We start from the raw sequence: 23,572 nt of genomic DNA on the forward strand, positions 1-23,572 counted from the left end.
TCACAGCGGTATCGTGTCGTGCTTCTTCCACGGTGCATCGAGCTTCTTGCCGCGCAGGGCGGCGAAGGCGCGGGCGATGCGACGGCGCGACGAATGCGGCATGATCACCTCGTCGATGAAACCGCGCTCGGCTGCCTTGAACGGGTTGGCGAAGTTGGTTTCGTACTCCTTGGTGCGCTCGGCGATCTTTTCCGGATCGCCAAGATCGGAGCGGTAGAGGATCTCGGTCGCGCCCTTGGCGCCCATGACGGCGATCTCCGCCGTCGGCCAGGCATAGTTGATGTCGGCGCCGATATGCTTGGAGGCCATGACGTCATAAGCGCCGCCATAGGCCTTGCGCGTGATGAGCGTGACCATCGGAACGGTGGCCTGGCTGTAGGCGAAGAGCAGCTTGGCGCCATGCTTGATGACGCCGCCATATTCCTGTGCGGTACCAGGCAGGAAGCCCGGCACGTCGACCAAGGTCAGGATCGGGATCGAGAAGGCATCGCAGAAACGGACGAAACGCGCAGCCTTGCGCGATGAATCGATGTCGAGACAGCCGGCCAGCACCATCGGCTGGTTGGCGACCACGCCGACGCTCTGGCCTTCGATGCGCATGAAGCCGGTGATGATATTCTTGGCGAAGGCTTCCTGGATTTCGAAGAAATCGCCCTCGTCGGCGATCGCCAGGATCAGCTCCTTCATGTCGTAGGGTTTGGTCGCGCTGTCGGGGATCAGCGTGTCGAGCCGCATCTCCAGCCGGCTCGGGTCGTCGTGGAACGGCCGTACCGGCGGCTTCTCGCGGTTGTTGAGCGGCAGGAAGTCGAACAGCAGGCGGACCTGCTCCAGCGCCTCGATGTCGTTTTCGTAGGCGCCGTCGGCAACCGAGGACTTCGCGGTGTGGGTGCGGGCGCCGCCGAGTTCTTCTGCCGTGACGATCTCGTTGGTGACCGTCTTCACCACGTCCGGGCCGGTAACGAACATGTAGGAGCTGTCGCGCACCATGAAGATGAAGTCGGTCATGGCCGGCGAATAGACTGCGCCGCCAGCGCACGGGCCCATGATGACCGAGATCTGCGGCACGACGCCGGAGGCATCGACATTGCGCTTGAACACGTCGGCATAGCCGGCGAGCGAAGCGACGCCTTCCTGGATGCGGGCGCCGCCGGAGTCGTTCAGGCCGATGACGGGCGCGCCGTTGCGCATCGCCATGTCCATGATCTTGCAGATTTTCTGCGCGTGCGTCTCCGACAGCGAACCGCCGAGCACGGTGAAATCCTGGCTGAAGACATAAACAAGGCGGCCGTTGATGGTGCCCCAGCCGGTGACCACGCCATCACCCGCCACCTTCTGCTCGGCCATGCCGAAATCGGTGGTGCGGTGGGTGACATACATGTCGAACTCTTCGAAAGAGCCTTCGTCGAGCAGCACGTCGATGCGTTCGCGCGCCGTCAGCTTGCCCTTGGCATGCTGGGCATCGATGCGCTTCTGGCCGCCGCCGAGGCGGGCCTCGGCGCGGCGGGCTTCCAGTTGTTCGAGTACGGCGCGCATCAGTTCATGCCCTTGTGAGAAAGCCATTTCCAGGCGGCGGGGAAGGCGATCGCGGCAAGCACGGCCTTCATGATATCGCCTGATATGAAGGGGTAGAGGCCGAAGGCCAGCACAGGCTTGTCCCAGCCGACGACATTGCCGAGCCAGAGCAGGCCGGGCACATAGATGACGGCTCCGGCAAGCAGTGCGGCCAGCATGGTGGTGACAGCGTGGCGGTCCCAGCCGCGCTCGGCGAGCCAGCCGGCGAGCACTGCGGCAGGCAGGTAGCCGGCGAGATAACCGCCGGTCGGGCCCGTCATGTAGGCGAGGCCGATCCCCTTTTCGGGCGTGCCGGCAAAGACCGGCAGGCCAAGAGCGCCCTGCGCGAGATAGAGAGCAACGGCAGCAGTGCCACGTACCGGGCCGAGCGCTAGGCCGAGGCCGATGACGACAAGCGTCTGCATGGTCATGGGAACGGGGTAGAACGGCACCTGGATCTTGGCGGAGGCGGTCAGAAGCAACGAGCCCGCGACGACGGCCACGATGTCCATTGTGCTGAGCCGACTGGTCCGCCGGTCGGCAACGGTCTGGTAGAGCGTCATGGGGCTTTCTCCCGCGCTACGAGGTTGAAAAACAATGGCCTCTCGCCGCGTCAGCGGCAAGCAGCGAAGTTGGCGCAATAGCTCCATGGCGCGCGCAGGAAAACAGTTGAAAGTGTGCAAAAGCGTAATATACAAATTCGAGAAATGTAAATTGCGAATTTGCAAACATGGCGACCCGCAAACTCTATATCGGCCGCAAGGTGCGCGAGCTGCGCGAGGCCAACAAGGCGACGCAGGCGAGCTTCGCCGAGCGCATCGGCATCTCGACCAGCTATCTCAACCAGATCGAGAACAACCAGCGTCCGGTTTCCGCCTCGGTGCTGCTCGCGCTCGCCGAAAAATTCCAGATCGACATCTCGGAGATTTCGCAGGGCGACAATGACCGGCTGCTGTCGGCGCTGACGGAGGCACTGTCCGATCCGATCTTCGAGAACTACGCGCCCAACCTGCAGGAACTGAAGCTGGTGACGCAGAACGCGCCGGGCTTCGCCCGGGCGCTGATCTCGGCCCATCAAGCCTATCGCCGCAATTCCGAGCAGCTGGCGAGCCTTGACGACACACTGGGGCGCGGCACGTCGGCCTCCGAGCCGACGCCCTATGAGGAAGTGCGCGACTTCTTCCATTTCGTCGACAATTACATCCACGCGCTCGACGTGGCGGCCGAGCGGCTGGCCGGGGAGCTCGGCATCGGCGAGCGCGACAGTTATGCGGCGATGGCGGGGCATCTGGACAGCCGGCACGGCGTCCGCATCGCCCGCGCCGATGCCGACGACGATGCGCTGAGGCGCTTCGACGCCAAGTCGGGGGTGCTGTTCCTCAACCCCTACTCGCCTCTGGCCACCCGCAGCTTCCAGATCGCCTTCCAGATCGCCGAGATGGAGATGGAGGCCGAGGTGGCACAGATCGCTCGTTCGGCCGAATTCCGTACCAGCGAGGCGCAGGAAATCTGCAAGATGGGGCTGCGCAATTATTTCGCCGGCGCGCTGACCCTCCCCTATCAGGCCTTCATGCGCGCGGCGGCGGAGCTGCGCCACGACCTCGAGCTGATGGCCGCGCATTTCGGCGCCTCGATCGAGCAGGTGGCCCACCGCCTCAGTACGCTGCAGCGGCCGGGGCACAAGGGCGTACCGATCTTCTTTGCCCGCATCGACCGCGCCGGCAACATCACCAAGCGCCACAGTGCCGCCAAGCTGCAGTTCGCTCGTTTCGGCGCGGCCTGTCCGCTGTGGAACGTGCACCAGGCCTTCGAGACGCCGGGCCGGATCATCCGCCAGCTGGCCGAGACGCCCGACGGCGCGCGATATCTCTGCATCGCCACGGAAATCTCCAAGGGCGGCGGCGGCTTCAACGCGCCGCACCGGCGCTATTCCATCGCGCTTGGCTGCGAGGTCACTTACGCGCAGGATTTTGTCTATGCCGACGGGTTGGAACTGGGTAGCAGAACCGCCTTCGATCCGATCGGCATTTCATGCCGCATCTGCGAGCGCACCAACTGCCTCCAGCGCGCCGTGCCGCCGCTCAAGCGCCGGCTGGTAATCGACAAGGACGTCCGTCACCCCCTTCCCTATCGAATCGGCTGAGGATCAGCCGTCTTGGCGGACCGTCAGCCCGCCAACCGCCAGCGTCAGCCAGCCCAGGATCATGCCGGTGCCGCCCAAGGGGGCGGCGAAGGGAAACAGGCGTTGGCCGAGATAGTCGCGCGCCAGGAGATCGCCTGAGAACAGCAACACTGACAGGAGTAGAATAGCTGCTCCGACGTGCAGGGTGCGGCTGTGGGCTGCCATCAGCGACAGAGCGATCAGTACAGGCGCATGAAACAGCAGAAAATTAGCCGCAGTGGCGACATTTGCGCTGCCGCCATGGCTGGCCGCCGCCGACAGCGCCACGCCGGCTGCGCCGCACAGCGCCGCTGCGACAAACAGAAACCGGCCGAATTTCATTGATTTGCTCCTGAGGGCGCTTTCCCGGGAAGATACGCGGAAGCTGCGAAGATGCCTGCCAAAATTCCATCCGTTTGCCGCGCCGATTGCCGCAGCCCTGCCGCTTTTCTGTGGAGCTTGAGACGGCGCGGGAAAATGGTCGTTTGGCGTTCCGCCCGGCAGTCACTATGTTCGCGCACCCGTACAACAGGCACCAGGATTCCATGGCTGGCGACATCAGGAAAATCGCTGCGATCATTGCAGCCGAGATCAATGCGAAGGCCGAGCAGGTCATAGCTGCCGTCGGGCTGCTCGACGAGGGTGCGACCGTTCCCTTCGTCGCCCGCTACCGCAAGGAAGTCACCGGCGGCCTCGACGACACCCAGCTGCGCGATCTCTCCGAACGCCTCGCCTATCTGCGCGAACTCGAGGCGCGCCGCACTGCCATCATCGAATCCATCACCAGCCAGGGCAAGATGACCGACGAGCTGGCGATCCGCATCGCCACCGTCACCACCAAGGCCGAACTCGAAGACATCTACCTGCCTTACAAGCCCAAGCGCCGCACCAAAGCGGAAATCGCCAGGGAGCGCGGGCTTGGACCGCTGGCAGAAGCCATCCTCGCCGACCGTTCGAAAGTGCCGGCCGAGCTGGCCGTGCCTTACGTCGCCGGTGAAGTGGCCGATGTGAAGGCGGCGCTGGAAGGCGCGCGCGATATCGTCGCCGAGGGCATTTCGGAAAACGCCGATCTCCTCGGCCGCCTGCGCACCCACATGAAGGAACGCGCCGTCATGCGTGCCCGCGTCGTCGACGGCAAGCAGGACGCCGGCGCCAAGTTCTCCGATTATTTCGACCATTCCGAGCGCTGGGCCTCCGTGCCGAGCCACCGGGCGCTCGCCATGCTGCGCGGCCGCAACGAGGACGTGCTGACGCTCGACCTCGAGATCGATGCCGACGACACCTCGCCGGTCAAGCCGGTCGAGCGCATGATCGCCGCCGCCTACCAGATTGGATCGACCCTGCCCGGCGACCAGTGGCTGATGCAGGTCGCCGGCTGGACCTGGCGCGTGAAACTGTCGCTTTCGCTGTCGCTCGACCTGATGCGCGACCTGCGCGAGGCGGCCGAGGAAGAGGCGATCCGCGTGTTCTCGCGCAACCTCAAGGACCTGTTGCTCGCCGCCCCTGCCGGCTCGCGCGCCACCATGGGCCTCGATCCGGGCATCCGCACCGGGGTCAAGGTTGCGGTCATCGACGCCACCGGCAAGGTGCTCGACACCACCACGGTCTACCCCTTCCCGCCGAAGAACGACGTGCGTGGAACCCAGGCTGAACTGGCCCGGCTTATCATCCGCCACAAGGTCGAGCTGATCGCCATCGGCAACGGCACCGGCAGCCGCGAAACCGAGCGCCTCGTCGCCGACATGCTGACTGACATGCCGGCGCCCAAGCCGACAAAGGTCATTGTCAGCGAGGCCGGTGCCTCGGTCTATTCGGCCTCCGCCACGGCCGCGGCCGAGTTCCCCAATCTCGACGTGTCGCTGCGTGGTGCCGTATCGATTGCGCGCCGCCTGCAGGATCCGCTCGCCGAGCTGGTCAAGATCGAGCCCAAGTCGATCGGCGTCGGTCAGTACCAGCACGACGTCGACCAGTTTCGCCTCGGACGTTCGCTCGAAGCGGTGGTCGAGGACGCGGTGAACGCCGTCGGTGTCGACCTCAACACCGCCTCTGCCCCCCTGCTCGCTCGGGTCTCCGGTCTCGGGCCGTCGCTGGCCGAGTCGATCGTCGCCTACCGTGACGTCTCGGGCGCCTTCGCCACACGTCGCGACCTGTTGTCGGTCCCCCGCCTTGGCCAGCGCGCCTTCGAACAATGCGCCGGCTTCCTGCGCATCCGTGACGGCAAGGAGCCGCTCGATGCTTCGTCCGTCCATCCTGAAGCCTATGGCGTCGCCAAGAAGATCGTGGCGTCCTGCGGCCGTGACCTGCGCCAGCTGATGGGTGACAGTGCAGCACTTAAGGCGATCGATCCGCGCGCCTTCGTCGACGAACGTTTCGGCCTGCCGACGGTGCGCGACATCATCGCCGAGCTGGAAAAACCGGGTCGCGACCCGCGTCCGGGCTTCAAGACCGCGACCTTCGCCGACGGCGTCGACGACATCAAGGATCTCAAGCCCGGCATGCTGCTCGAAGGTACCGTCACCAACGTCGCCGCTTTCGGCGCCTTCGTTGACATTGGCGTGCATCAGGACGGCCTCGTCCATGTCTCGCAGCTGGCCGACAAGTTCGTGAAGGACCCACATGAGGTGGTGAAGGCCGGCGACGTGGTGAAAGTCCGCGTCGTCGAGGTCGACATTGCGCGCAAGCGCATCGGGCTTACCATGCGCAAGGATGGCGGCGAGCCGGCGCCCCGCTCGGCCGCTCCCGCCAAGAGCCGCGACATGAAGTTCGCGTCATCGAAGCCGCAGCCAAACAAGGCGGACCAGCAAGGTGCGTTCGGCGCGGCCCTGCTCGAGGCGATGAAGCGCAAGTGAGCAAGCCTGGGCGATCACGCTGCTATCGCAGCGGCATGATCGCCCTTGCCCGCTTGCCCGTTCCTGCTTAGAAAGCCCGGGAAACGCGGCCCCAGCCGGCCGCTTGCAAAAGGTGCCGTGCTCAAATGTCCAAGTGGAAAGACGTCAAGAAGGTTGTGCTCGCCTATTCCGGCGGTCTCGACACCTCCATCATCCTGAAGTGGCTGCAGACCGAGCTCAACGCCGAGGTCGTCACCTTCACTGCCGATCTCGGCCAGGGCGAGGAGCTCGAGCCGGCGCGCAAGAAGGCCGAGATGCTGGGCATCAAGGAGATCTTCATCGAGGACGTGCGCGAAGAATTCGTCCGCGACTTTGTTTTCCCGATGTTCCGCGCCAATGCCGTCTATGAAGGCGTTTACCTGCTCGGCACTTCGATTGCTCGTCCGCTGATCTCCAAGCACCTCGTCGATATCGCCAGGAAGACCGGTGCAGACGCAATCGCCCACGGCGCCACTGGCAAGGGCAACGATCAGGTCCGCTTCGAGCTGTCGGCCTATGCGCTCAATCCCGACATCAAGATCATCGCACCGTGGCGCGACTGGTCGTTCAAGAGCCGCACCGACCTGCTCGACTTCGCCGAAAAGCACCAGATCCCGGTCGCCAAGGACAAGAAGGGTGAGGCTCCCTTCTCCGTGGATGCCAACCTTTTGCACTCGTCCTCCGAGGGCAAAGTACTGGAAGATCCGGCCGTCGAGGCACCCGAATATGTGCACATGCGCACCATTTCGCCCGAGGCTGCGCCTGACAAGGCAACCATCATCAAGATCGGCTTCGAAAAGGGTGATGCCGTCTCGATCAATGGCGAGCGCCTGTCACCGGCGGCGCTGCTGGCCAAGCTCAACGACTACGGCCGCGACAACGGCATCGGCCGTCTCGACCTGGTCGAGAACCGCTTCGTCGGCATGAAGAGCCGCGGCGTCTACGAGACCCCGGGCGGCACGATCCTGCTTCAGGCGCACCGCGCCATCGAATCGATCACGCTCGACCGTGGTGCCGCGCATCTCAAGGATGAGCTGATGCCGCGTTACGCCGAGCTGATCTATTACGGCTTCTGGTTCTCGCCCGAGCGCCAGATGCTGCAGGCAGCGATCGACCTCAGCCAGAAGGACGTCGAGGGCGAAGTCACCCTCAAGCTCTACAAGGGCAATGTCATGGTCATCGGCCGAGAGAGCGCGAAGTCGCTCTATTCCGACAAGCTGGTCACCTTCGAGGACGACCAGGGCGCCTACGACCAGAAGGACGCCGCCGGCTTCATCAAGCTCAACGCCTTGCGCCTGCGCACGCTCGCCGCGCGTAACCGGCAATGACGAGCTTTTTCTTCTCCCCGTTCTACGGGGAGAAGATGCCGGCAGGCAGACAAGCCTCTCAGAATTACGCGCTGCCCCTTATTCAGCCTTTTGGGCCACATTCTCCCCGCAAGCGGGGAGAATGAAAGACTCACGCCCCACCTTCGTAATAATCCTCAAGATACGCCCGCTTGGCCGCCTCGTCGCGCGCTGAATAGAGGTACCGGCTGAAGGCCAGCCGCTCGTGGTTCACTGCGGCCAGCTCCCAGACACAGAAGGTGGCGCGGTGCGGGCCGGGCAGCGGAAACAGCGAGAAATCGGGGGCGTCCGATGTCTTGGCGTAGACCGTTTCCCACATCTCGTTGGCATTGCGCCACGAACTCACCAGCAGAAAATGAAAATCGCCGCCGCAGCGGTGCAGGATGACAAAGCCGAGCTCGCCCTTGAGCTTGAGTCGCCCGGTTGCCGTCTCCGCCGCCAGGAAACGCTGTGCCAGCGCACTGGTGTCGCGTGTCACCGGCGTCGCGGCCTCGGCGATGTCGTACCACTTCAGCAGGCCGCCGCCGGCGGGTGCCGGCAACCCCGGTGTCACGGTCTTTGGGTAATGGCTGTAGCCTTCGACATTGCCGAAGCGCGAGAGATCGGCGGGCAGGCCGCTCTGGCTGTTCATGACAAGATCCTCGTCCGCATTGAAAAAGCCCGGCGTCGCCACCGGGCTCTTGTCATTTTGCGTCCGAGGCCCTGGCTTTGCCAGTGCCTCGGAAATGTCTCCTGACAGGGTTGTGTCAGGTCGTCAGGCGTCAGTTGCCGTCGATCTCGGCGCCGATGATGGCGATCGCCTGCTGGTAGACGCTGGCTGCGTTCCAGCCCTGCAGTGCGCCGAAATTGGCCTGGCCGGGCTGGTAGCCGCCGCCTGCGCTCCAGCCGTGGCCGCGCAGGAAGTTGGCGGTCGAGGCCAGCGCGTCGGCCTTGGAGCGGACCATGTCGATCTTGCCGTTGCCGTCGCCGTCAGCACCGTATTTCAGCACGTTGACCGGCAGGAACTGCGTCTGGCCGATTTCGCCATGAGCAGCGCCGATGGCGTTGGGCGCCAGCGTGCCGCTCTGGACGAGCTTGAGCGCTGCGTAGAGCTGGTCGGTGAAATATTCCGAACGGCGGCAGTCATAAGCGAGCGTGGCGACCGCCGACAGCGTGTGTTGGTTGCCCATGAAGCCGCCGAAGCCGGTCTCCATGCCCCAGATCGCGATCAGCGGGCCGGCCGGCACGCCATAGCGCGCCTCAATGCTCTGGAACAGCGCCGCGTTCTGCTTCTTGATCGTCTTGCCCTTGGAGGCAATCGCCTTGCCGCCGCGCTTGGCCATGAACTGGTCGAGCGAGAGCTTGAAGCTCTTCTGGTTGCGGTCGGCGTAGATCGTCTTGGTGGCATAGGTCGTCTTGGCGAGAGCGCTCAGCGCGTTGCCCTTGATGCCGTTCGCCGCCGCCTGGTCGGCAAATGCCGCCTTCCATGCTTCGAAGCCGCCCGCGTTGTTGCCGCATTCCGCCGCAAATGAGCTGCCTGCCGAAACCGCCAGTATGGCGGAGGCCGCAGCAAAATTCTTCACCTTGGCAGTCAATGCCATGCCGTTCTCCTGATGCCTGAACCAAATGTCCCTGGGAGGGGTGTTGCCAGCCCAACGCTCGCTTTTTAGCATTAAGAAGGCGTTTACGTCCCCGTCTGCCTGCAATGGCAGGTGGCAAAATTCTCGCATAGGATCAAGCGGTGAATATGGCGAGAGCGGGGAAAAAACATGGATGATGTCGATGTTGTGATCGTCGGCGCCGGTTCCGCCGGCCTTTCGGCGGCAAAAGTCCTGCGTGCCGCAGGACTTAGCTTCAAAGTGCTGGAAGCCATGGATCGTACAGGGGGGCGCGCCTGGACCAGCAGCAAACACTTCGGTGTGCCCTTCGACATCGGTTGCGCCTGGTTGCACGCCGCCGATCGCAACCCCTATTTCCCGGAAGCCGAGGCCGCCGGCTGGACCATGCATCATCACGACATGAACATTGATCACCTCTACTATCGCAACCGTAAGGCGAGTGAGGCCGAGGAAGCGGAGGTCAAACAGGCGGATGCCGCCATGGCGGCCTTGCTTGAAAGTCACGCCGACCCCGACGACCGGCTTGGCGCGCTCTTGGCCAAGGGACGCTCGTCGCGTGCCGCCGCCACCTTCTGCGGACCGATGGATTTCGGCGCCGACGAAGACGAGATTTCGATCGCCGACTTCAGGAATGCCGCCGATCTCGATCCCAATTACTTCACTCGGGAAGGGTATGGCGCACTGGTCGCGCGTTTCGGCGCGGATGTTCCGGTCGAGCTTGCCACGCCGGTGCGACGGATCGACTGGGATGGTGCAGGCGTCAGCTGCCACACCGATCGCGGCGTGCTGCGTGCCGGGGCTGCGATCGTGACGGCATCGCCGGCGGTGCTGGCCTTCGAGGAGATCGCCTTTTCGCCCGCGCTGCCGGAACACTATATGACGGCGTTTTTCGACCTGCCGATGGGCATGTTGACCAAGCTGCCCGTCGAAATCAAAGGCAGCCGCCTTGGTCTCAAACCCTTCGATGACCTGCTCATCGAGCGGTCCGCGCGTCACGACATCTACTTCCTCAGCTTTCCCTTCGATCTCGACCTGATGGTCGGCTTCGTCGGCGGCGATTTCGCCTGGGAGCTGTCGGCAGCCGGCGAGGCAGCCGGCGTCGATTTCGCCACCGACCGGCTGTGCGAGATCTTCGGCAACGACACGCGCAAGCATGTCGGCCGGGCGATGATGACGAATTGGGGCGGCGAACGCTATGTCAGGGGCGCCTATGCCGCAGCGCGTCCCGGTCGTTCCGAGGCGCGGTCGGTCCTGATGCAGCCGCTCGGCGAGCGCATCTTCTTTGCCGGCGAGCATCTTGCGGGGCCGCTGATCCAGACCTGCGGTGGGGCCCGGCTGTCGGGCGAAGCGGTGGCAGGACAGGTCGCTTCGCAACTGGCGACACATTGGAGGACATCAGCTTAGCGAACGTCAATCTGCTACAATTCGTGAGCGTTCCGGGCCATTTCGTCAGGAACCGATGACTGTCGGCTCCGTTTCGGCACCTTGAGGGACCAAGAAAACGGAGCGAAAAGATGAAAACGAAACTGTTGTTGCCCGCCATCGCGGGGGCGCTTCTCGCCTTCTCCGGCCCGTCATTTGCCGACATTGCCGTGCAGGCTGCGACCGATCTCAACGTCCGCGCCGGCCCTGGGCCGCAATATCCGGTCATCGGCGTCATCGGTGCCGGACAGGGCACTACGCTTCGCGGCTGCCTTGAAGGCAGCAAATGGTGCAGCGTCGCCGATTCCGGCGGTGATGGCTGGGTTTACTCCGATTATCTCGTCGGCGATTTCGGCGGCCAGCAGATCGTGCTTTCGGCGCGTCCGGTCGATTCCGGCGTGATTGTCGTTGATCCGCCGGCTGCCGGTGGCGCCGGTGACGTTGTCATCGACGGCACGACAGGGGCGATCGTCGCTGGTGAAGTGATGCCGGCCATCGAGCCGCCCGGGGCGGTTCGTACCTATGTGACCGACCATCGGGTCGAGCCGGTCTATCTCGACGGCGAGGTCGTGGTGGGTGCCGGCCTGCCTGATACGGTCGAACTGACCGAGATACCCGACTACGAGTATCGTTATGTCAATGTAAACGGCCAGCCGGTGCTGGTTGAACCGTCGACACGGCGCGTGGTCTACGTGGTCCGATAGCCTTGGAGGCCGCCGGGCAAGCTGTCCGGCGGCCGGTCCTAGAGCGGCGTGACCGACGTCTCGGAAGCATGTTCCGCCCGCTTCAGCATTTGCTCGAACTCTGCAGCCGGCAGCGCCTTGGAATAGAGATAGCCTTGGCCGACGCGACAGCCCATGGCGTAGAGTGCCGCCTCCTGTGCCCGCGTCTCGATGCCTTCGGCGATAACCGACAGCCCCATGTCACCGGCCATGCCGAGCACCGCGCGCACGATTGCCGCGTCCTTTGGATCGCGCAGCATGTCGCGGATGAAACTGCGGTCGACCTTGAGCACCGTGAGGGGAAAACGCTTGATAGTGCTGAGTGCTGCGTGGCCGGTGCCGAAATCGTCGAAGGCGAGGCCGACGCCCGCCTTGCCGAGTTTGCGGAACGGCTCCAGAGTACGCTCTTCATAATCGAGCGCGATGGTTTCGGTGACCTCGAGTTCGAGCGCGTCGGCGAGCAGACCGTGACGCGACAGCGTCGACGTCACGGTTTCGGCCAGGTTACCGGCGTTGACCTGAACGGCAAACAGATTGACGGCCATCGTGATGGGGGCAAAGCCTGAAGCCCGCCACGCGGCCGACTGTCGGCAGGCTTCATCAAGGATCCAGTTGCCCACCGTCAGCGCGCCGGAATGCGTTTCGAGCACGGCAAGGAAATCGGCGGGCGCGAGCAGCCCGCGTAACGGGTGGTTCCAGCGCAGCAGCGCCTCGGCGCCCATCACCCTGCCGCTCTCCAGACAGACCTGCGGCTGGTAGTGCAGCACGAATTCCCGGGCCCTGATGGCGCGCAGCAACTCGTCCTGCAGCGCGCGCCGTACGGCCACGGCGTTGCGCATGCCCGGCTCGAATATGCGATAGCTGCCGCCTTGCTGCCGTGCGCGGTAAAGCGCCAGATCGGCGCTGGCCATCAGCTCTTCCGAGTCACCGCCATCGCGGGGCGCAACCGCGCCGCCGATGCTGACGCCGAGCTTGAGAAAGTGGTCGCCGATCTCGAAGGGCTGTTCGAACGAATGCAGCAGGCTGTTGGCGGCGGCAGCGACCGCCGCCGGCCTGTCGATACCGCGCAACAGCACCGCAAACTCGTCGCTGCCTAGCCGCGCCACTATGGCATTGGCGTCGAGCGCTGCGGGCAGGCGCACGGCAAGCGCCTGCAAAAGCGTGTCGCCGGTGGCGTGGCCGAGCGTGTCGTTGACCTTCTTGAAGCCGTCGAGGTCGACAAGCAAAAGTCCGGTCGCCTCGCCTCTCTCAAGTGCATCCTCAAGCTGCATGTCGAACTGCAAGCGGTTGGGCAGGCCAGTCAGCGTGTCCTGATGCGCCAGACGATACAGGCGCATGTCGCGCTGCCTGCGCTCGGAAATGTCGCGGATGATGCTGCCCATGGAAACGCCGTTGGGCCCATCCCAGACCGACAGCGACAGTTCGATGGGGAATTCGCTGCCGTCGCGACGCAGTGCCGAGACCTCGACGGTCTTGCCGCTCAGCTTGGATGGAGTGCCGGCGGCGACGCGCGCGATGCCGGCATTGTGGGCGCCGCGTAGTCTCGCGGGAATGATCAGATCGAGGGTTTCGCCGACGAGTTCGGCCTTGTCGTAGCCGAACATGCGCTCGGCCGACTTGTTGACGAAGGAGATGTTGCGGCTGGCATCGATGACCACCAGGGCGAATTCGATATTCTCGACAAAGCCGGCAAGCGGCGAGGCATCTGCGGTCGGGGTCATGAAGTCACCACCGTCCATACATTTATGCGGATCAACCCGATGATCACACATGGTGGTAGAAGACTCTAAAATAGTACATGTATCCCCCCGGATGGCGCATATGATAGCAGGGAAGTATTAACAGCCACTGATTTTCGTCCGAGAATCCGCCAACAATCGCCGTTCTCGGGCCCTTGCCTTGACTCGCCCGGCATTTTCCTGTCTACAGCCGTCAAATTCCGCGACGAGTTCCACTCCGAGCGGCCGACCGGGACACCCTTAGAGGTACAAAACGATCCCGGAGGCCAACACCCGGCAGCGCAATGCGCCCCCGGGTGCTTTTTGGTTTGGTTCAGGCGCGCAGAGGCATTACCTCTCGGTTCGACACCGGTTGGCTGAGAGAAGGGAAGTCGAATGTTTGAATCGCTGCAAGAGCGGCTTGGATCGATCCTTAACGGCCTGACCGGCCGTGGCGCACTGTCGGAGGCCGATGTCTCGGCAGCCCTGCGCGAGGTTCGCCGTGCCCTGCTCGAAGCCGACGTGGCGCTGGAAGTCGTCCGCTCGTTCACCGACAAGGTGCGCGAGAAGGCCGTCGGCGCCGCCGTCCTGAAGTCGATCAAACCCGGGCAGATGGTCGTCAAGATCGTCCATGACGAACTTGTCGAAATGCTTGGCGCCGAAGGCGTCGCCGTCGACCTCAACGCGCCCGCTCCGGTCGTCATCATGATGGTCGGCCTGCAGGGTTCGGGCAAGACCACCACCTCGGCCAAGATCGCCAAGCGCCTCACCGAGCGCCAGGGCAAGAAGGTCCTGATGGCCTCGCTCGACACGCGCCGCCCGGCCGCGCAGGAGCAGCTGCGCCAGCTCGGCGAGCAGACCAAGGTCGCGACCCTTCCCGTCATCGCCGGCCAGTCGCCGGTCGACATCGCCAAGCGCGCCGTTCAGGCGGCCAAGCTCGGCGGCCACGACGTCGTCATCCTCGACACGGCCGGCCGCACCCATATCGACGAGCCGCTGATGGTCGAGATGGCCGACATCCGCAAGGTGTCGGACCCGCACGAAATCCTGCTCGTCGCCGACTCGCTGACCGGCCAGGATGCCGTCAACCTCGCCAAGAATTTCGACGACCGCGTCGGCATCACCGGCCTGGTGCTGACCCGTATGGACGGCGACGGCCGCGGCGGTGCTGCGCTGTCGATGCGCGCTGTCACCGGCAAGCCGATCAAGCTGATCGGCGTCGGCGAAAAGATGGATGCGCTGGAGGAGTTCTATCCCAAGCGCATCGCCGACCGCATCCTCGGCATGGGCGACATCGTTTCGCTGGTCGAGAAGGCTGCCGAAACCATCGACGCGGAAAAAGCCGCGGCGATGGCCAAGAAGATGCAGTCGGGCAAGTTCGACCTGAACGACCTCGCCGACCAGCTTGGCCAGATGCAGAAGATGGGCGGCATGGGTGGCATCATGGGCATGATGCCGGGCATGGGCAAGATGAAGGACCAGATGGCCGCGGCGGGCCTGGACGACAAGATGTTCGGCCGCCAGCTTGCCATCATCTCGTCGATGACCAAGGCCGAGCGTGCGAACCCCGACGTTCTCAAGCACTCGCGCAAGAAGCGCATTGCCGCCGGTTCCGGCACCGACGCCGCCGAGATCAACAAGCTGCTCAAGATGCATCGCCAGATGGCCGACATGATGAAGGCCATGGGCGGCAAGGGCAAAGGCGGCGGCCTCATGCGCGGCATGATGGGCGGCCTGGCTTCCAAGATGGGCCTCGGCGGCATGATGCCTGGCGGCGGCATGCCCGACCTGTCCAAGATGGATCCCAAGCAGCTCGAAGCCCTGCAGAAGCAGGCCGAAGCCGCAGGCCTCGGTGGCGGGCTCAAGGGTCTTCCGGGCGGCATGCCTGGTCTCGGCGGCGGTGGCCTTCCCGGCCTGCCCGGCGGCATGAAGCTTCCCGGTCTCGGTGGCGGCCTGCCTGGCCTTGGCAAGAAGAAGTGAGGAGCGCGATGACCGACATCACCCCGCAGGCACAGCTTCAGGAATTGCGCGCTTCGATCGACAACATCGACGCAGCCTTGATCCACATGCTGGCCGAGCGCTTCCGCTGCACCAAGTCAGTCGGCGTGCTCAAGGCCACCCACGGCCTGCCGCCGGCCGATCCGGCGCGTGAGCAGACCCAGATCGCGCGCCTGCGCCGCCTGGCCGACGACGCCCATCTCGATCCCGATTTCGCGGAGAAGTTTCTCAACTTCATCATCCGCGAGGTGATCCGTCACCACGAAATGCTGGCTGCCGAACACAACGGCGCGTCAGACAAGACTACCTCCGCCTGACGGCGGAACAGACAGCAGACCAAGAACAACCCAAGACAGAACTATTCAGGAGTAAGACAATGTCCCTTAAGATCCGCCTGGCCCGCGCCGGCTCGAAGAAGCGCCCCTACTACCACATCGTCGTTGCCGACGCCCGCAGCCCGCGCGATGGCCGCTTCATCGAGGCAATCGGTGCCTGGAACCCGCTGCTGCCCAAGGACGGCGACCGCGTGAAGCTCGACGCCGACCGCGCCAAGCATTGGCTGTCGAACGGCGCCACGGCGACCGACCGCGTTGCCCGCTTCCTCGACGAGGCAGGCATCGTGAAGCGCGACGCTCGTTCGAACCCGACCAAGGGTGAGCCGGGCAAGAAGGCCCAGGAGCGTCTGGCTGCCCTGAAGAAGGCCCAGGACGACGCCGCTGCCGCCATCGCGGCTGCAGCTGCTGCCCCGGCTGAAGCTTCGGCCGAATAATTTTTCGCCTTATCGGCGAAACAAGCAACGGCGGGCCGAAAGGTCCGCCGTTTTGCTTTTTCGGGGCGTGTTTCAGCCGTTTCGGCGACATGGATCTGGCCCCGCCCGCGCCACCGCTGCTGCCCCTAAGCACATGACACTTATGTGACATTCGGCTTAAGCAGGCGGTAAGGCGGCAGCGGATAGCTTGACCCTGACAGCGCGCGGACACCGCGCAGGCATGAGGCCGTGCTGTCGGCCGAGGGGGGGCTTCGGCATGCCGACAATCGATGCGACGTGCCTGCGACCGGGCTGATCTGGTCCGGGCGGTCGCAGGCTGACAGGTGACCGGATGCTTTTGGCAATGCGAGCTTGGGACAGGCAGCGGGCGCTTCCGTCGGAAATGCCGGGTGGTGCGGCGGAGCAGCCGATCGCAATGTGCGCCGCGGACCTGTCAGCTGGCGTCGACACCGAGTTCGACGACGTCAGGTTGGTTCTGCGGCGCTGGCAGGCGGCCTGCATCGACGGCGCCTTGCCGCCCTATGAAGAGCTGGCGCTCGGCAGCGTCGGCCGCTTCGCCGACGAGATGGCGGTTGTTCGTCTCCAGCCCGCCACGGACAGCTTCATCCTGCGCGCCGGCCCGCGCTTCGGCGCGATTGCCGGCCTCAGCGTGCCCGCGGCGGTGCTGTCGGTGCTGCCTTTCGCGTTCCAGCGCGCCATATCGGGCGCGATCGAATTGGCCCGCCTGGCGGCGCGTCCGCAATTGGCGTTGTGCCGCTCGATCGTCGACGGCATGGTCTCCACCGTCGAGGTTTTGGCGCTGCCGCTGTCGTGCCGCTGGCCGGGCGAGTATTTCCTGATCTTCGCGCGGCCGCGCAAGAGCCAGATCGACCTGGCCCGGCTGCTCATCAACTCGACCGACGAAGGTATATTAGCGCTCAGCGCGCTCGAATCCGCCGGTGGCGAGGCACGGGACTATCAGGTCCTCAGCATCAACAACGCCGCAGCGCGCCTTCTCGGGGTCTCGGCCGAAGACATGCGATTCAAGCTGCTGTCGCAGGCGAATGCCGCTTGCGGCCTGTCGCGCCTGCTCGACGAATGCGGCGTCGCCCGTGCGCATGGTGTCGCTGCGCCGTCGCTCGAACTGGAACACCAGCTTGGCGGCGAAACCGTCTCGCTGCAGGTCGGCGTCGCTGAAACCGACGGACTGCTGGCGGTGACGCTGACCGACATACGCGAGATCCGCAACCGCGAAACGCTGTTTCGCTCGCTGTTCGACGACAACCCGGTCCCGATGTATGTGCGCCAGGCCGATGGCGGTGCGTTCCTGAACGTCAACACCGCAGCGCTCAATCTCTATGGCCGAGGCCGGGGCGAGTTCCTGGCGCTCGGCATCGCCGATCTGGAGCCCGGTGTCGCCGACCTGCCGGCGACGGGCGAGCGCTTCGTGCGTCACCGCACGGCGGCGGGCAGCGAGCTCGATGTCATCGAATATGCCAGGAACATTCAGGTCGGCACCGCACCGGCGACGTTGTCGACAATCGTCGACATTACCGAGCGCAAGCGCGCCGAGGATCGCATTTCCTACCTCGCCCACCACGATCCGCTGACAGGCGTCGGCAACCGCACCACCTTCTCGCAGGAGATCGAGGAGGCCGTCGGCGCTGCCGTCGCCGGCCACCAGCCTTTCGCGCTGTTGCTTGTCGACCTCGACGACTTCAAGGCGGTCAACGACACGCTCGGCCATGCCGCCGGCGATTCCCTGCTGGTCGAGACGGCATCCCGCATCCGCACGCTTCTGCGCCGCAGCGACCTCGTCGCCCGGCTCGGTGGCGACGAGTTCGCCATCCTGCTGCGCGGCGCGCTCAGCCGCGCCGATGTCCAGGCGCTTGCCAAACGCATCATCCAGGCGATCAGCGAGCCGCACGCCTATGAGGGCCACAAGCTGTCGATCGGCGCCAGCCTGGGTGCTGCGATCGCGCCGGCCGATGCGCGCGACGCCGGCACGCTGCTCAAATGCGCCGACCTGGCGCTCTATCGCTCGAAGCGCGACGGCAAAGGCGCGTTCCATTTTTTCGAACCGGAGATGGACGCCGAAATGCGCGATCGCCGCGAGCTTGAACTGGAGCTGCGCTGCGCCGACCTCGATCGCGAACTCGAGCTGCACTACCAGCCGATCATTTCGGTGAAGACGGGTGCGCTGCGCGGCTTCGAAGCACTTGTACGTTGGCGCAATCCCAGGCGCGGCATGGTCTCGCCTGCGGAATTCATTCCACTCGCCGAAGAGACCGGCATGATCGAGGCGATCGGGCGTTGGGTGCTCGACGAGGCCTGCCGGCGTGCCGCCACCTGGCCGGACGACCTCGTCATCGCTGTCAACGCGTCGGCTGTGCAGTTCCGGCAGGGTCAATTCGCGCAGACCATCGGCCAGGCGATTGCGCGGTCGGGGCTCGACCCGTCGCGGCTCGAGATCGAAATCACCGAATCGGTTCTTCTGGCCGACACAGGCGCCAATCTCGCCGTCCTGCAACAGCTCAAGCAGATCGGCGTGCGCATCGCGCTCGATGATTTCGGCACCGGATACTCATCGATGAGCTACCTCCGGCGCTTTCCATTCAGCCGGCTGAAGATCGACCGTTCCTTCGTCCGCGATATCGGCAGCAGCCGTGAATCGATGGCGATCGTACGCGCCATCATCGGCCTTGGCGCCAATCTCGGCATCGACACGACGGCCGAAGGCGTTGAAACAGGCGCCCAGCTCGAGCTGCTCCGGCGGGAGCGCTGCGGCGAGATCCAGGGATTCCTGTTCAGTCCGCCGGTCGACGGGGCAGGAGCGGCCGACATCATCGCGAGCTATCGTGGCAACAAGGTTCAGGTGGCTTAGGGCGACTGCTTGACCGAACCGGATGACCGGCCACCTAAGCTGCAGCAAGGTTGCCGGAGGAAATGCCATGCCCGAGAAGATATCCGCACTCAACGCTGACGGTATCTCCGAGCCCTTTGCCGCCGAAGCGGCGCCACTCGAGGTCTTCTCGCATGGCGAGCGCTTCGGATCGAGCTTCTGCCATTTGTCCAGCTTTGGCGGCGGCGACCATGTCGGCGTCGCGCTGGAGGAACTCGTGCCAGGCAAGGAGACGAACCCGTCGCACTATCACATGCTCGAGGAGGAGCACGCCTACATCCTCGAGGGCGCGCTGACACTGAAGCTCTGTGCGCGCAACTATTTCATGAAGGCAGGCGACAATGTCTGCTTTCCCGCCGGCCAGAAGGTTGGGCACTCGTTGTTCAACCACACCGATGCGCCGTGCCGCTATCTCATCATCGGCGAGCGCAATCCAAACGATGTCATCGTCTACCCGGAATCAGGCCGCGTCAGCGTCCGCCTGACCGGCGAAGGCTACGGCAAGGCGGCGACGATGGACTATTGGGAGGGCATCGATGCGAGCGCCCCCGATGCCAAGGCCCGGCCCGGGCTAGCTCAGGAATAATAAAAATTTTCCGCCGGCAGCATTGGTGGCGGTGTTTCGCCCAGCGCCTCGAACACCGAGATCTCGCAGACCCGGCACAAGCCGTCGAGGGCAAGATCGTTGGCTTCCATGCCGAAGGGGTCTTCGAGTTCTTCGGAGAGTGCATCGAGGCCGAAGAATGTGTAGGCGATCAGCGCCGTGAACAGCGGCGTCACCCAGCCGGCCGAACCCGCCAGCCCGAACGGCAGCAGCAGGCAGAAGATGTAGGCGGTGCGCTGCAGCAGCAACGTGTAGGCGAAGGGCAGGGGCGTGCCCATGATGCGCTCGCAGCCGGCCTGCAGCGCCGAGATCGCCGCCAGACGCTCGTCGAGGATGCGATAGTCCATCGCCTCCAGCACTTTCGCGCGCTTGAGCGCACCGATCTTCTCGCCCATCCGCCGCATCGCTGCGTCAGGCCTGTTGGTCGCGGCATGGATTTCGTCGACGGCATCGCCGATGAATGGGCGAGCCGCTTCCCTGGTGTCGACCCGTCGCAGTTCGCCGCGCAGGAAATGGCAGAAGGCGAGCGAATCCATTAAGAGCGGCCTAAGTTCGCTTCGGTCGGAGATCATCGCGGTCGCGGCACGCGACAGGTTCCTGATTTCGAAGACGAGCTGGCCCCATAACTTGCGGGCTTCCCACCAGCGGTCATAGGCGGCGTTGTTGCGGAAGCCGAGATAGACGGAAAGCGCGACGCCCAGCAGCGCGAAGGGTGCGACGCCGGCGTCGCCGAGATCGAGCTTGAGCAGCTTGACGGCGGCGACCACCGCGGCGCCATAGAGCGCGAAGCCGAGAATCTGCGGCAGGATGCGCGGCACCACGGAGCCGCGCATGACGAAGAACAGCTTCAAAAGGTTTGTGCGCGGGCGAACGATCATGCGGGGTGGTACCTGTTTCCAAAAGATAGTGCGCCGCCAGGCCTGCCGGTGTCATCTCCAATCACGACATGAATAGCGATTGCGTTGATTTGTCCGATAAGGCAGCCGGCCCCGCCGCCCAATGGGGAGGCGCAAAACTTGGGTCAGTTCTCGTAGGTTCGCCCGGTCAGCTTGTCGACCAGCCTGCGAAGAACGCCGCCCCGCCTCAGCCGGCGGACCTCGTGCGCAAGCGCGGCTGTCTTGCTCGACAGCTCGCCGAGCTGGAACTGCAGTTCCTCGCTTGGGCCAAGACCCTCGCGCAATCTGACGAAGCTGCGGTCGTAGATCTGCTTCTGCTGCAGAAATCGTTCGATGATCGCGGCCATGGCGCGTTCGTCCTCGTTCGGCTCCCGCCTCGGCCAGGGCTTTTCCGCCAGCACGTCGCGGTAGATCGCCTCGATCTGCTCGGCGCCCTTTTCGCTGGCGAAGTCACGCCGCACGCGTTGGGTGACCGCAATGGCATCTTCAGCCCTGTAGGCGGCAATTTCGCGGTCGAGCAGTTCGGGTGATGCTGCGTCGGACAATGCGCCATAGGCGAAGTTCACCGCGGCAAAACCGTCAAACCTGTCCGTCGTCACCAAGCCGCCAACGCCGAAGCGGTCGACATTGATCACGGCGCAGCCCCGCGCTATGGCTTCGAGCGCCATTCGGCCGCTGGCGAATGCCAGATCCGTGCCGCCCAGCCGCTTGACCACGTCGTCCGCTGCCTTGCCGATCAGCTCACCGCGAAAGGCAATGCCATGGCGCTGGCAGGCTTCGGCGATCATGCCGGTAAAGCGAATGGTCCCGGGGTGGGCGAAGATTGCAGCGGTTGCCAGCCTCGCGGGAGCCGGGGCAGCAGGTCCGACGCGCTGCAGGTCGATGGTGTTCGGCCAGAACCTTACCTTCGACGCAGCGATCCCGCATTCGTCCACCAGCCTGCCGCGCAATGCGGCCCGCACATGGAGATAGCGGCTGATCCTGGGATGAATGGGGGGCGCGTCGATCTCGCTGCTGAAGTCGTGGCAGACGAAGATTGCGGGCGTCCCGGGAAAGCGCGTTAGGGCGGCGATGGTTGGTCCGGTGTGATGGCCGTGAATGATGTCGGGCGCTTCGAGCGCCGCCAGCGATGTTGCCACCGGCGAACCCGTGGCACGGATTTCCGCTACTGCAGGGCCTGTGATCGGCGCAAACGCGGTTACCGAATGGCCACGCCGCCGCAGTGCCAGCACCGTGTCGCGGACGAGCGTTTCGGTGCCGCTGCGCCCGGTCAGCACGGCATTTGTCATCAGGATCCGCAGCGGGCGGTGCACGCCGTTCTGACGGCTGCTGTCGCTGGCTAGACTATCGCGCGCTATCGTCCTGCCTCCGGTACCTCAGCCCCGCTGCCTCCCTGCGACGGACCCAGTCTACCGTAGCAATGTCCGGAATCAACCTTGAGGGGATTGTGGCCGAGCCGCCGGCATGCCGCGGCGGACGTAGAGGATGTCGGGCAAGCCTTCTTCGTTGGACGAGCCGTCGCCGAAGGCGTCGGCAACAAAACCGTGGCGCTCGTAGAAACGGCACGCGCCTGCGTTGGCTTCGAAGCAGAAAAGTTTCACGTGAGTCATTGCGGCCGTCACATGGTTCAAAAGCCGGGCGCCAATGCCGCGAGCGGTCCAGTCGGGATGGAGATAGAGCTGTTCGATCCACTCATTCTTGGTGGCGGCAAAGCCGACAATCCTGTCCTCGATCGTAGCGACGGTGACGGTCTGCTCGGCGAGGAGGACGTGCCTGACAAAATACAGGTCTTCGTCGGGTGTATGCAGCTGGGGCATCCAGTTGAAGGCGGCGAGTGCCGCCCTCAGGATGCGGGCGATGTCGTGTGCGTCTTCGGCCTCGGCCGGACGCAGCACGACATCGGGCACTGGTGTCAGGCCGCCTTCTTCTTCGGCGAGATCAGGCCGCGCTCGACAAGAAGCTCGGCGATCTGGACGGCGTTGAGGGCAGCACCCTTGCGCAGATTGTCGGAGACGATCCACATCGACAGGCCGTTGTCGACGGTCTGGTCCTCACGGATGCGCGAGATGTAGGTCGCGTCTTCGCCGGCCGAGTCGAGCGGGGTGGCGTAGCCGCCGTCCTCGCGCTTGTCGATGACCAGGCAGCCTGGCGCCTCGCGCAGGATATCGCGTGCCTCATCGGCGGTGATCGCCTTGTCGAACTCGATGTTGACGGCTTCCGAGTGGCCGATGAACACCGGCACGCGCACGCAGGTGGCGCTCAGCTTGATCTTGGGATCGAGCATCTTCTTGGTCTCGGCGACCATCTTCCACTCTTCCTTGGTCGAGCCGTCTTCCATGAAGACGTCGATGTGCGGAATGACGTTGAAGGCGATGCGCTTGGTGAACTTCTTGGCTTCGACCGGGTCGGCGACGAAGACGGCGCGCGTCTGGGTGAACAGCTCGTCCATGCCTTCCTTGCCGGCGCCGGAAACGGACTGGTAGGTGGCAACGACAATGCGCTTGATGGTCGCGGCGTCATGCAGTGGCTTCAGCGCCACAACCAGCTGGGCAGTCGAGCAGTTCGGGTTGGCGATGATGTTCTTCTTGGTGAAGCCGGAGATCGCGTCGGGGTTCACTTCCGGAACGATCAGCGGCACGTCCTGGTCGTAACGGAAGGCCGACGAGTTATCGATGACGACACAGCCCTGCTTGCCGATCTTCGGAGACCATTCCTTGGAGATGTTGCCGCCGGCCGACATGATGCAGATGTCGGTGTCGGAAAAGTCGTAGGTGTCGAGAACCTTGACCTTCAGCGTCTTGTCGCCGAACGAAACCTCGGTGCCGAGCGAACGGCGCGAGGCAAGCGCCACGACCTCATCGACCGGAAAGCCTCGTTCCTCGAGGATGTTGAGCATTTCCCGGCCGACATTGCCCGTGGCGCCGACGACTGCAACCTTGAATCCCATATCGAAAATCTCCTGTCCCTCTCCGCTCGCTTTTTGGAGAAAACCCGCTGGCCGTTGCGGGCTTCATCCCCCGGGCCGGACCCGGGAGAGGG

The 23,572-nt window shown here is 64.3% G+C and carries 20 protein-coding genes; 10 read left to right on the plus strand and 10 right to left on the minus strand.

What is annotated here, in order from left to right:
• Positions 1 to 1,533, minus strand: coding sequence for an acyl-CoA carboxylase subunit beta (locus IG197_RS14850; protein WP_192312883.1), 1,533 nt, complete (start codon positions 1,531 to 1,533; stop codon positions 1 to 3).
• Positions 1,533 to 2,114 carry a biotin transporter BioY gene (locus IG197_RS14855; protein ID WP_192312886.1) on the minus strand — a complete coding sequence of 194 codons (582 nt, stop codon included), beginning with the start codon at positions 2,112 to 2,114 and terminating at the stop codon, positions 1,533 to 1,535. The genes IG197_RS14850 and IG197_RS14855 overlap by 1 nt, the downstream gene beginning before the upstream one ends.
• A gap of 167 nt (positions 2,115 to 2,281) precedes the next feature.
• Between IG197_RS14855 and IG197_RS14860 the strand changes: the two genes are divergently transcribed.
• On the plus strand, positions 2,282 to 3,694 hold the full coding sequence (locus tag IG197_RS14860; RefSeq protein WP_067955840.1) for a short-chain fatty acyl-CoA regulator family protein: 1,413 nt from the start codon (positions 2,282 to 2,284) through the stop codon (positions 3,692 to 3,694).
• Between the two features lie 3 nt (positions 3,695 to 3,697).
• On the opposite strand, the gene IG197_RS14865 is transcribed toward IG197_RS14860, so the two are convergent.
• Positions 3,698 to 4,054 (minus strand): DUF423 domain-containing protein, encoded by a 357-nt coding sequence (locus IG197_RS14865; RefSeq protein ID WP_192312889.1) that lies wholly within the window; start codon positions 4,052 to 4,054, stop codon positions 3,698 to 3,700.
• Positions 4,055 to 4,257: 203 nt separating this feature from the next.
• Between IG197_RS14865 and IG197_RS14870 the strand changes: the two genes are divergently transcribed.
• Positions 4,258 to 6,561, plus strand: a complete 2,304-nt coding sequence (locus tag IG197_RS14870; RefSeq protein WP_192312891.1) for a Tex family protein — start codon at positions 4,258 to 4,260, stop codon at positions 6,559 to 6,561.
• Between the two features lie 125 nt (positions 6,562 to 6,686).
• Entirely contained in the window at positions 6,687 to 7,907 is a 1,221-nt protein-coding gene (locus IG197_RS14875; RefSeq protein WP_067955844.1) for an argininosuccinate synthase, read from the plus strand.
• Between the two features lie 130 nt (positions 7,908 to 8,037).
• Here IG197_RS14875 and IG197_RS14880 read toward each other — a convergent pair whose 3' ends face one another.
• Together IG197_RS14880 and IG197_RS14885 are read right to left on the minus strand one after the other, a co-directional pair.
• Entirely contained in the window at positions 8,038 to 8,556 is a 519-nt protein-coding gene (locus tag IG197_RS14880; RefSeq protein WP_154386251.1) for a hypothetical protein, read from the minus strand.
• Between the two features lie 130 nt (positions 8,557 to 8,686).
• The gene (locus IG197_RS14885) at positions 8,687 to 9,505 is read right to left on the minus strand and encodes a lytic transglycosylase domain-containing protein (RefSeq protein WP_192312894.1); all 819 of its coding nucleotides are present in this window, start codon (positions 9,503 to 9,505) and stop codon (positions 8,687 to 8,689) included.
• Between the two features lie 168 nt (positions 9,506 to 9,673).
• On the opposite strand from IG197_RS14885, the gene IG197_RS14890 reads away from it, so the two are divergent.
• On the plus strand, positions 9,674 to 10,927 hold the full coding sequence (locus IG197_RS14890; protein ID WP_192312897.1) for an NAD(P)/FAD-dependent oxidoreductase: 1,254 nt from the start codon (positions 9,674 to 9,676) through the stop codon (positions 10,925 to 10,927).
• A 110-nt stretch (positions 10,928 to 11,037) separates the two neighbouring features.
• Positions 11,038 to 11,649, plus strand: a complete 612-nt coding sequence (locus IG197_RS14895) for a DUF1236 domain-containing protein (protein WP_192312900.1) — start codon at positions 11,038 to 11,040, stop codon at positions 11,647 to 11,649.
• Between the two features lie 38 nt (positions 11,650 to 11,687).
• Here IG197_RS14895 and IG197_RS14900 read toward each other — a convergent pair whose 3' ends face one another.
• The gene (locus tag IG197_RS14900) at positions 11,688 to 13,388 is read right to left on the minus strand and encodes a bifunctional diguanylate cyclase/phosphodiesterase (protein WP_192312903.1); all 1,701 of its coding nucleotides are present in this window, start codon (positions 13,386 to 13,388) and stop codon (positions 11,688 to 11,690) included.
• 393 nt (positions 13,389 to 13,781) lie between these two features.
• Between IG197_RS14900 and ffh the strand changes: the two genes are divergently transcribed.
• The 5 genes from ffh to IG197_RS14925 all read left to right on the plus strand — a co-directional run bounded on the left by ffh (position 13,782) and on the right by IG197_RS14925 (position 19,619).
• Positions 13,782 to 15,365 carry a signal recognition particle protein gene (ffh, locus tag IG197_RS14905; protein WP_067955854.1) on the plus strand — a complete coding sequence of 528 codons (1,584 nt, stop codon included), beginning with the start codon at positions 13,782 to 13,784 and terminating at the stop codon, positions 15,363 to 15,365.
• 8 nt (positions 15,366 to 15,373) lie between these two features.
• Positions 15,374 to 15,700: a chorismate mutase gene (locus tag IG197_RS14910; RefSeq protein ID WP_067955860.1), complete on the plus strand. Its 327-nt coding sequence runs from the start codon at positions 15,374 to 15,376 to the stop codon at positions 15,698 to 15,700.
• Between the two features lie 59 nt (positions 15,701 to 15,759).
• Positions 15,760 to 16,152 (plus strand): 30S ribosomal protein S16, encoded by a 393-nt coding sequence (rpsP, locus tag IG197_RS14915; RefSeq protein WP_154386255.1) that lies wholly within the window; start codon positions 15,760 to 15,762, stop codon positions 16,150 to 16,152.
• A 415-nt stretch (positions 16,153 to 16,567) separates the two neighbouring features.
• Entirely contained in the window at positions 16,568 to 19,015 is a 2,448-nt protein-coding gene (locus IG197_RS14920; RefSeq protein WP_192312906.1) for a bifunctional diguanylate cyclase/phosphodiesterase, read from the plus strand.
• A 67-nt stretch (positions 19,016 to 19,082) separates the two neighbouring features.
• Positions 19,083 to 19,619 carry a cupin domain-containing protein gene (locus tag IG197_RS14925; protein WP_192312909.1) on the plus strand — a complete coding sequence of 179 codons (537 nt, stop codon included), beginning with the start codon at positions 19,083 to 19,085 and terminating at the stop codon, positions 19,617 to 19,619.
• On the opposite strand, the gene IG197_RS14930 is transcribed toward IG197_RS14925, so the two are convergent.
• The 4 genes from IG197_RS14930 to IG197_RS14945 all read right to left on the minus strand — a co-directional run bounded on the left by IG197_RS14930 (position 19,610) and on the right by IG197_RS14945 (position 23,480).
• Positions 19,610 to 20,515, minus strand: a complete 906-nt coding sequence (locus IG197_RS14930) for a bestrophin family protein (protein WP_192312912.1) — start codon at positions 20,513 to 20,515, stop codon at positions 19,610 to 19,612. The two genes, IG197_RS14925 and IG197_RS14930, sit on opposite strands and share 10 nt — an antisense overlap.
• A 143-nt stretch (positions 20,516 to 20,658) precedes the next feature.
• Positions 20,659 to 21,822 carry a glycosyltransferase gene (locus IG197_RS14935; RefSeq protein ID WP_192312915.1) on the minus strand — a complete coding sequence of 388 codons (1,164 nt, stop codon included), beginning with the start codon at positions 21,820 to 21,822 and terminating at the stop codon, positions 20,659 to 20,661.
• Between the two features lie 141 nt (positions 21,823 to 21,963).
• On the minus strand, positions 21,964 to 22,440 hold the full coding sequence (locus IG197_RS14940) for a GNAT family N-acetyltransferase (protein ID WP_192312918.1): 477 nt from the start codon (positions 22,438 to 22,440) through the stop codon (positions 21,964 to 21,966).
• 5 nt (positions 22,441 to 22,445) lie between these two features.
• Positions 22,446 to 23,480: an aspartate-semialdehyde dehydrogenase gene (locus tag IG197_RS14945; protein WP_192312921.1), complete on the minus strand. Its 1,035-nt coding sequence runs from the start codon at positions 23,478 to 23,480 to the stop codon at positions 22,446 to 22,448.
• Between the last annotated feature and the right edge of the window lie 92 nt (positions 23,481 to 23,572).

Origin of the sequence: Aminobacter sp. SR38 (assembly GCF_014843375.1) — a bacterium.
GTDB lineage: Bacteria > Pseudomonadota > Alphaproteobacteria > Rhizobiales > Rhizobiaceae > Aminobacter > Aminobacter ciceronei.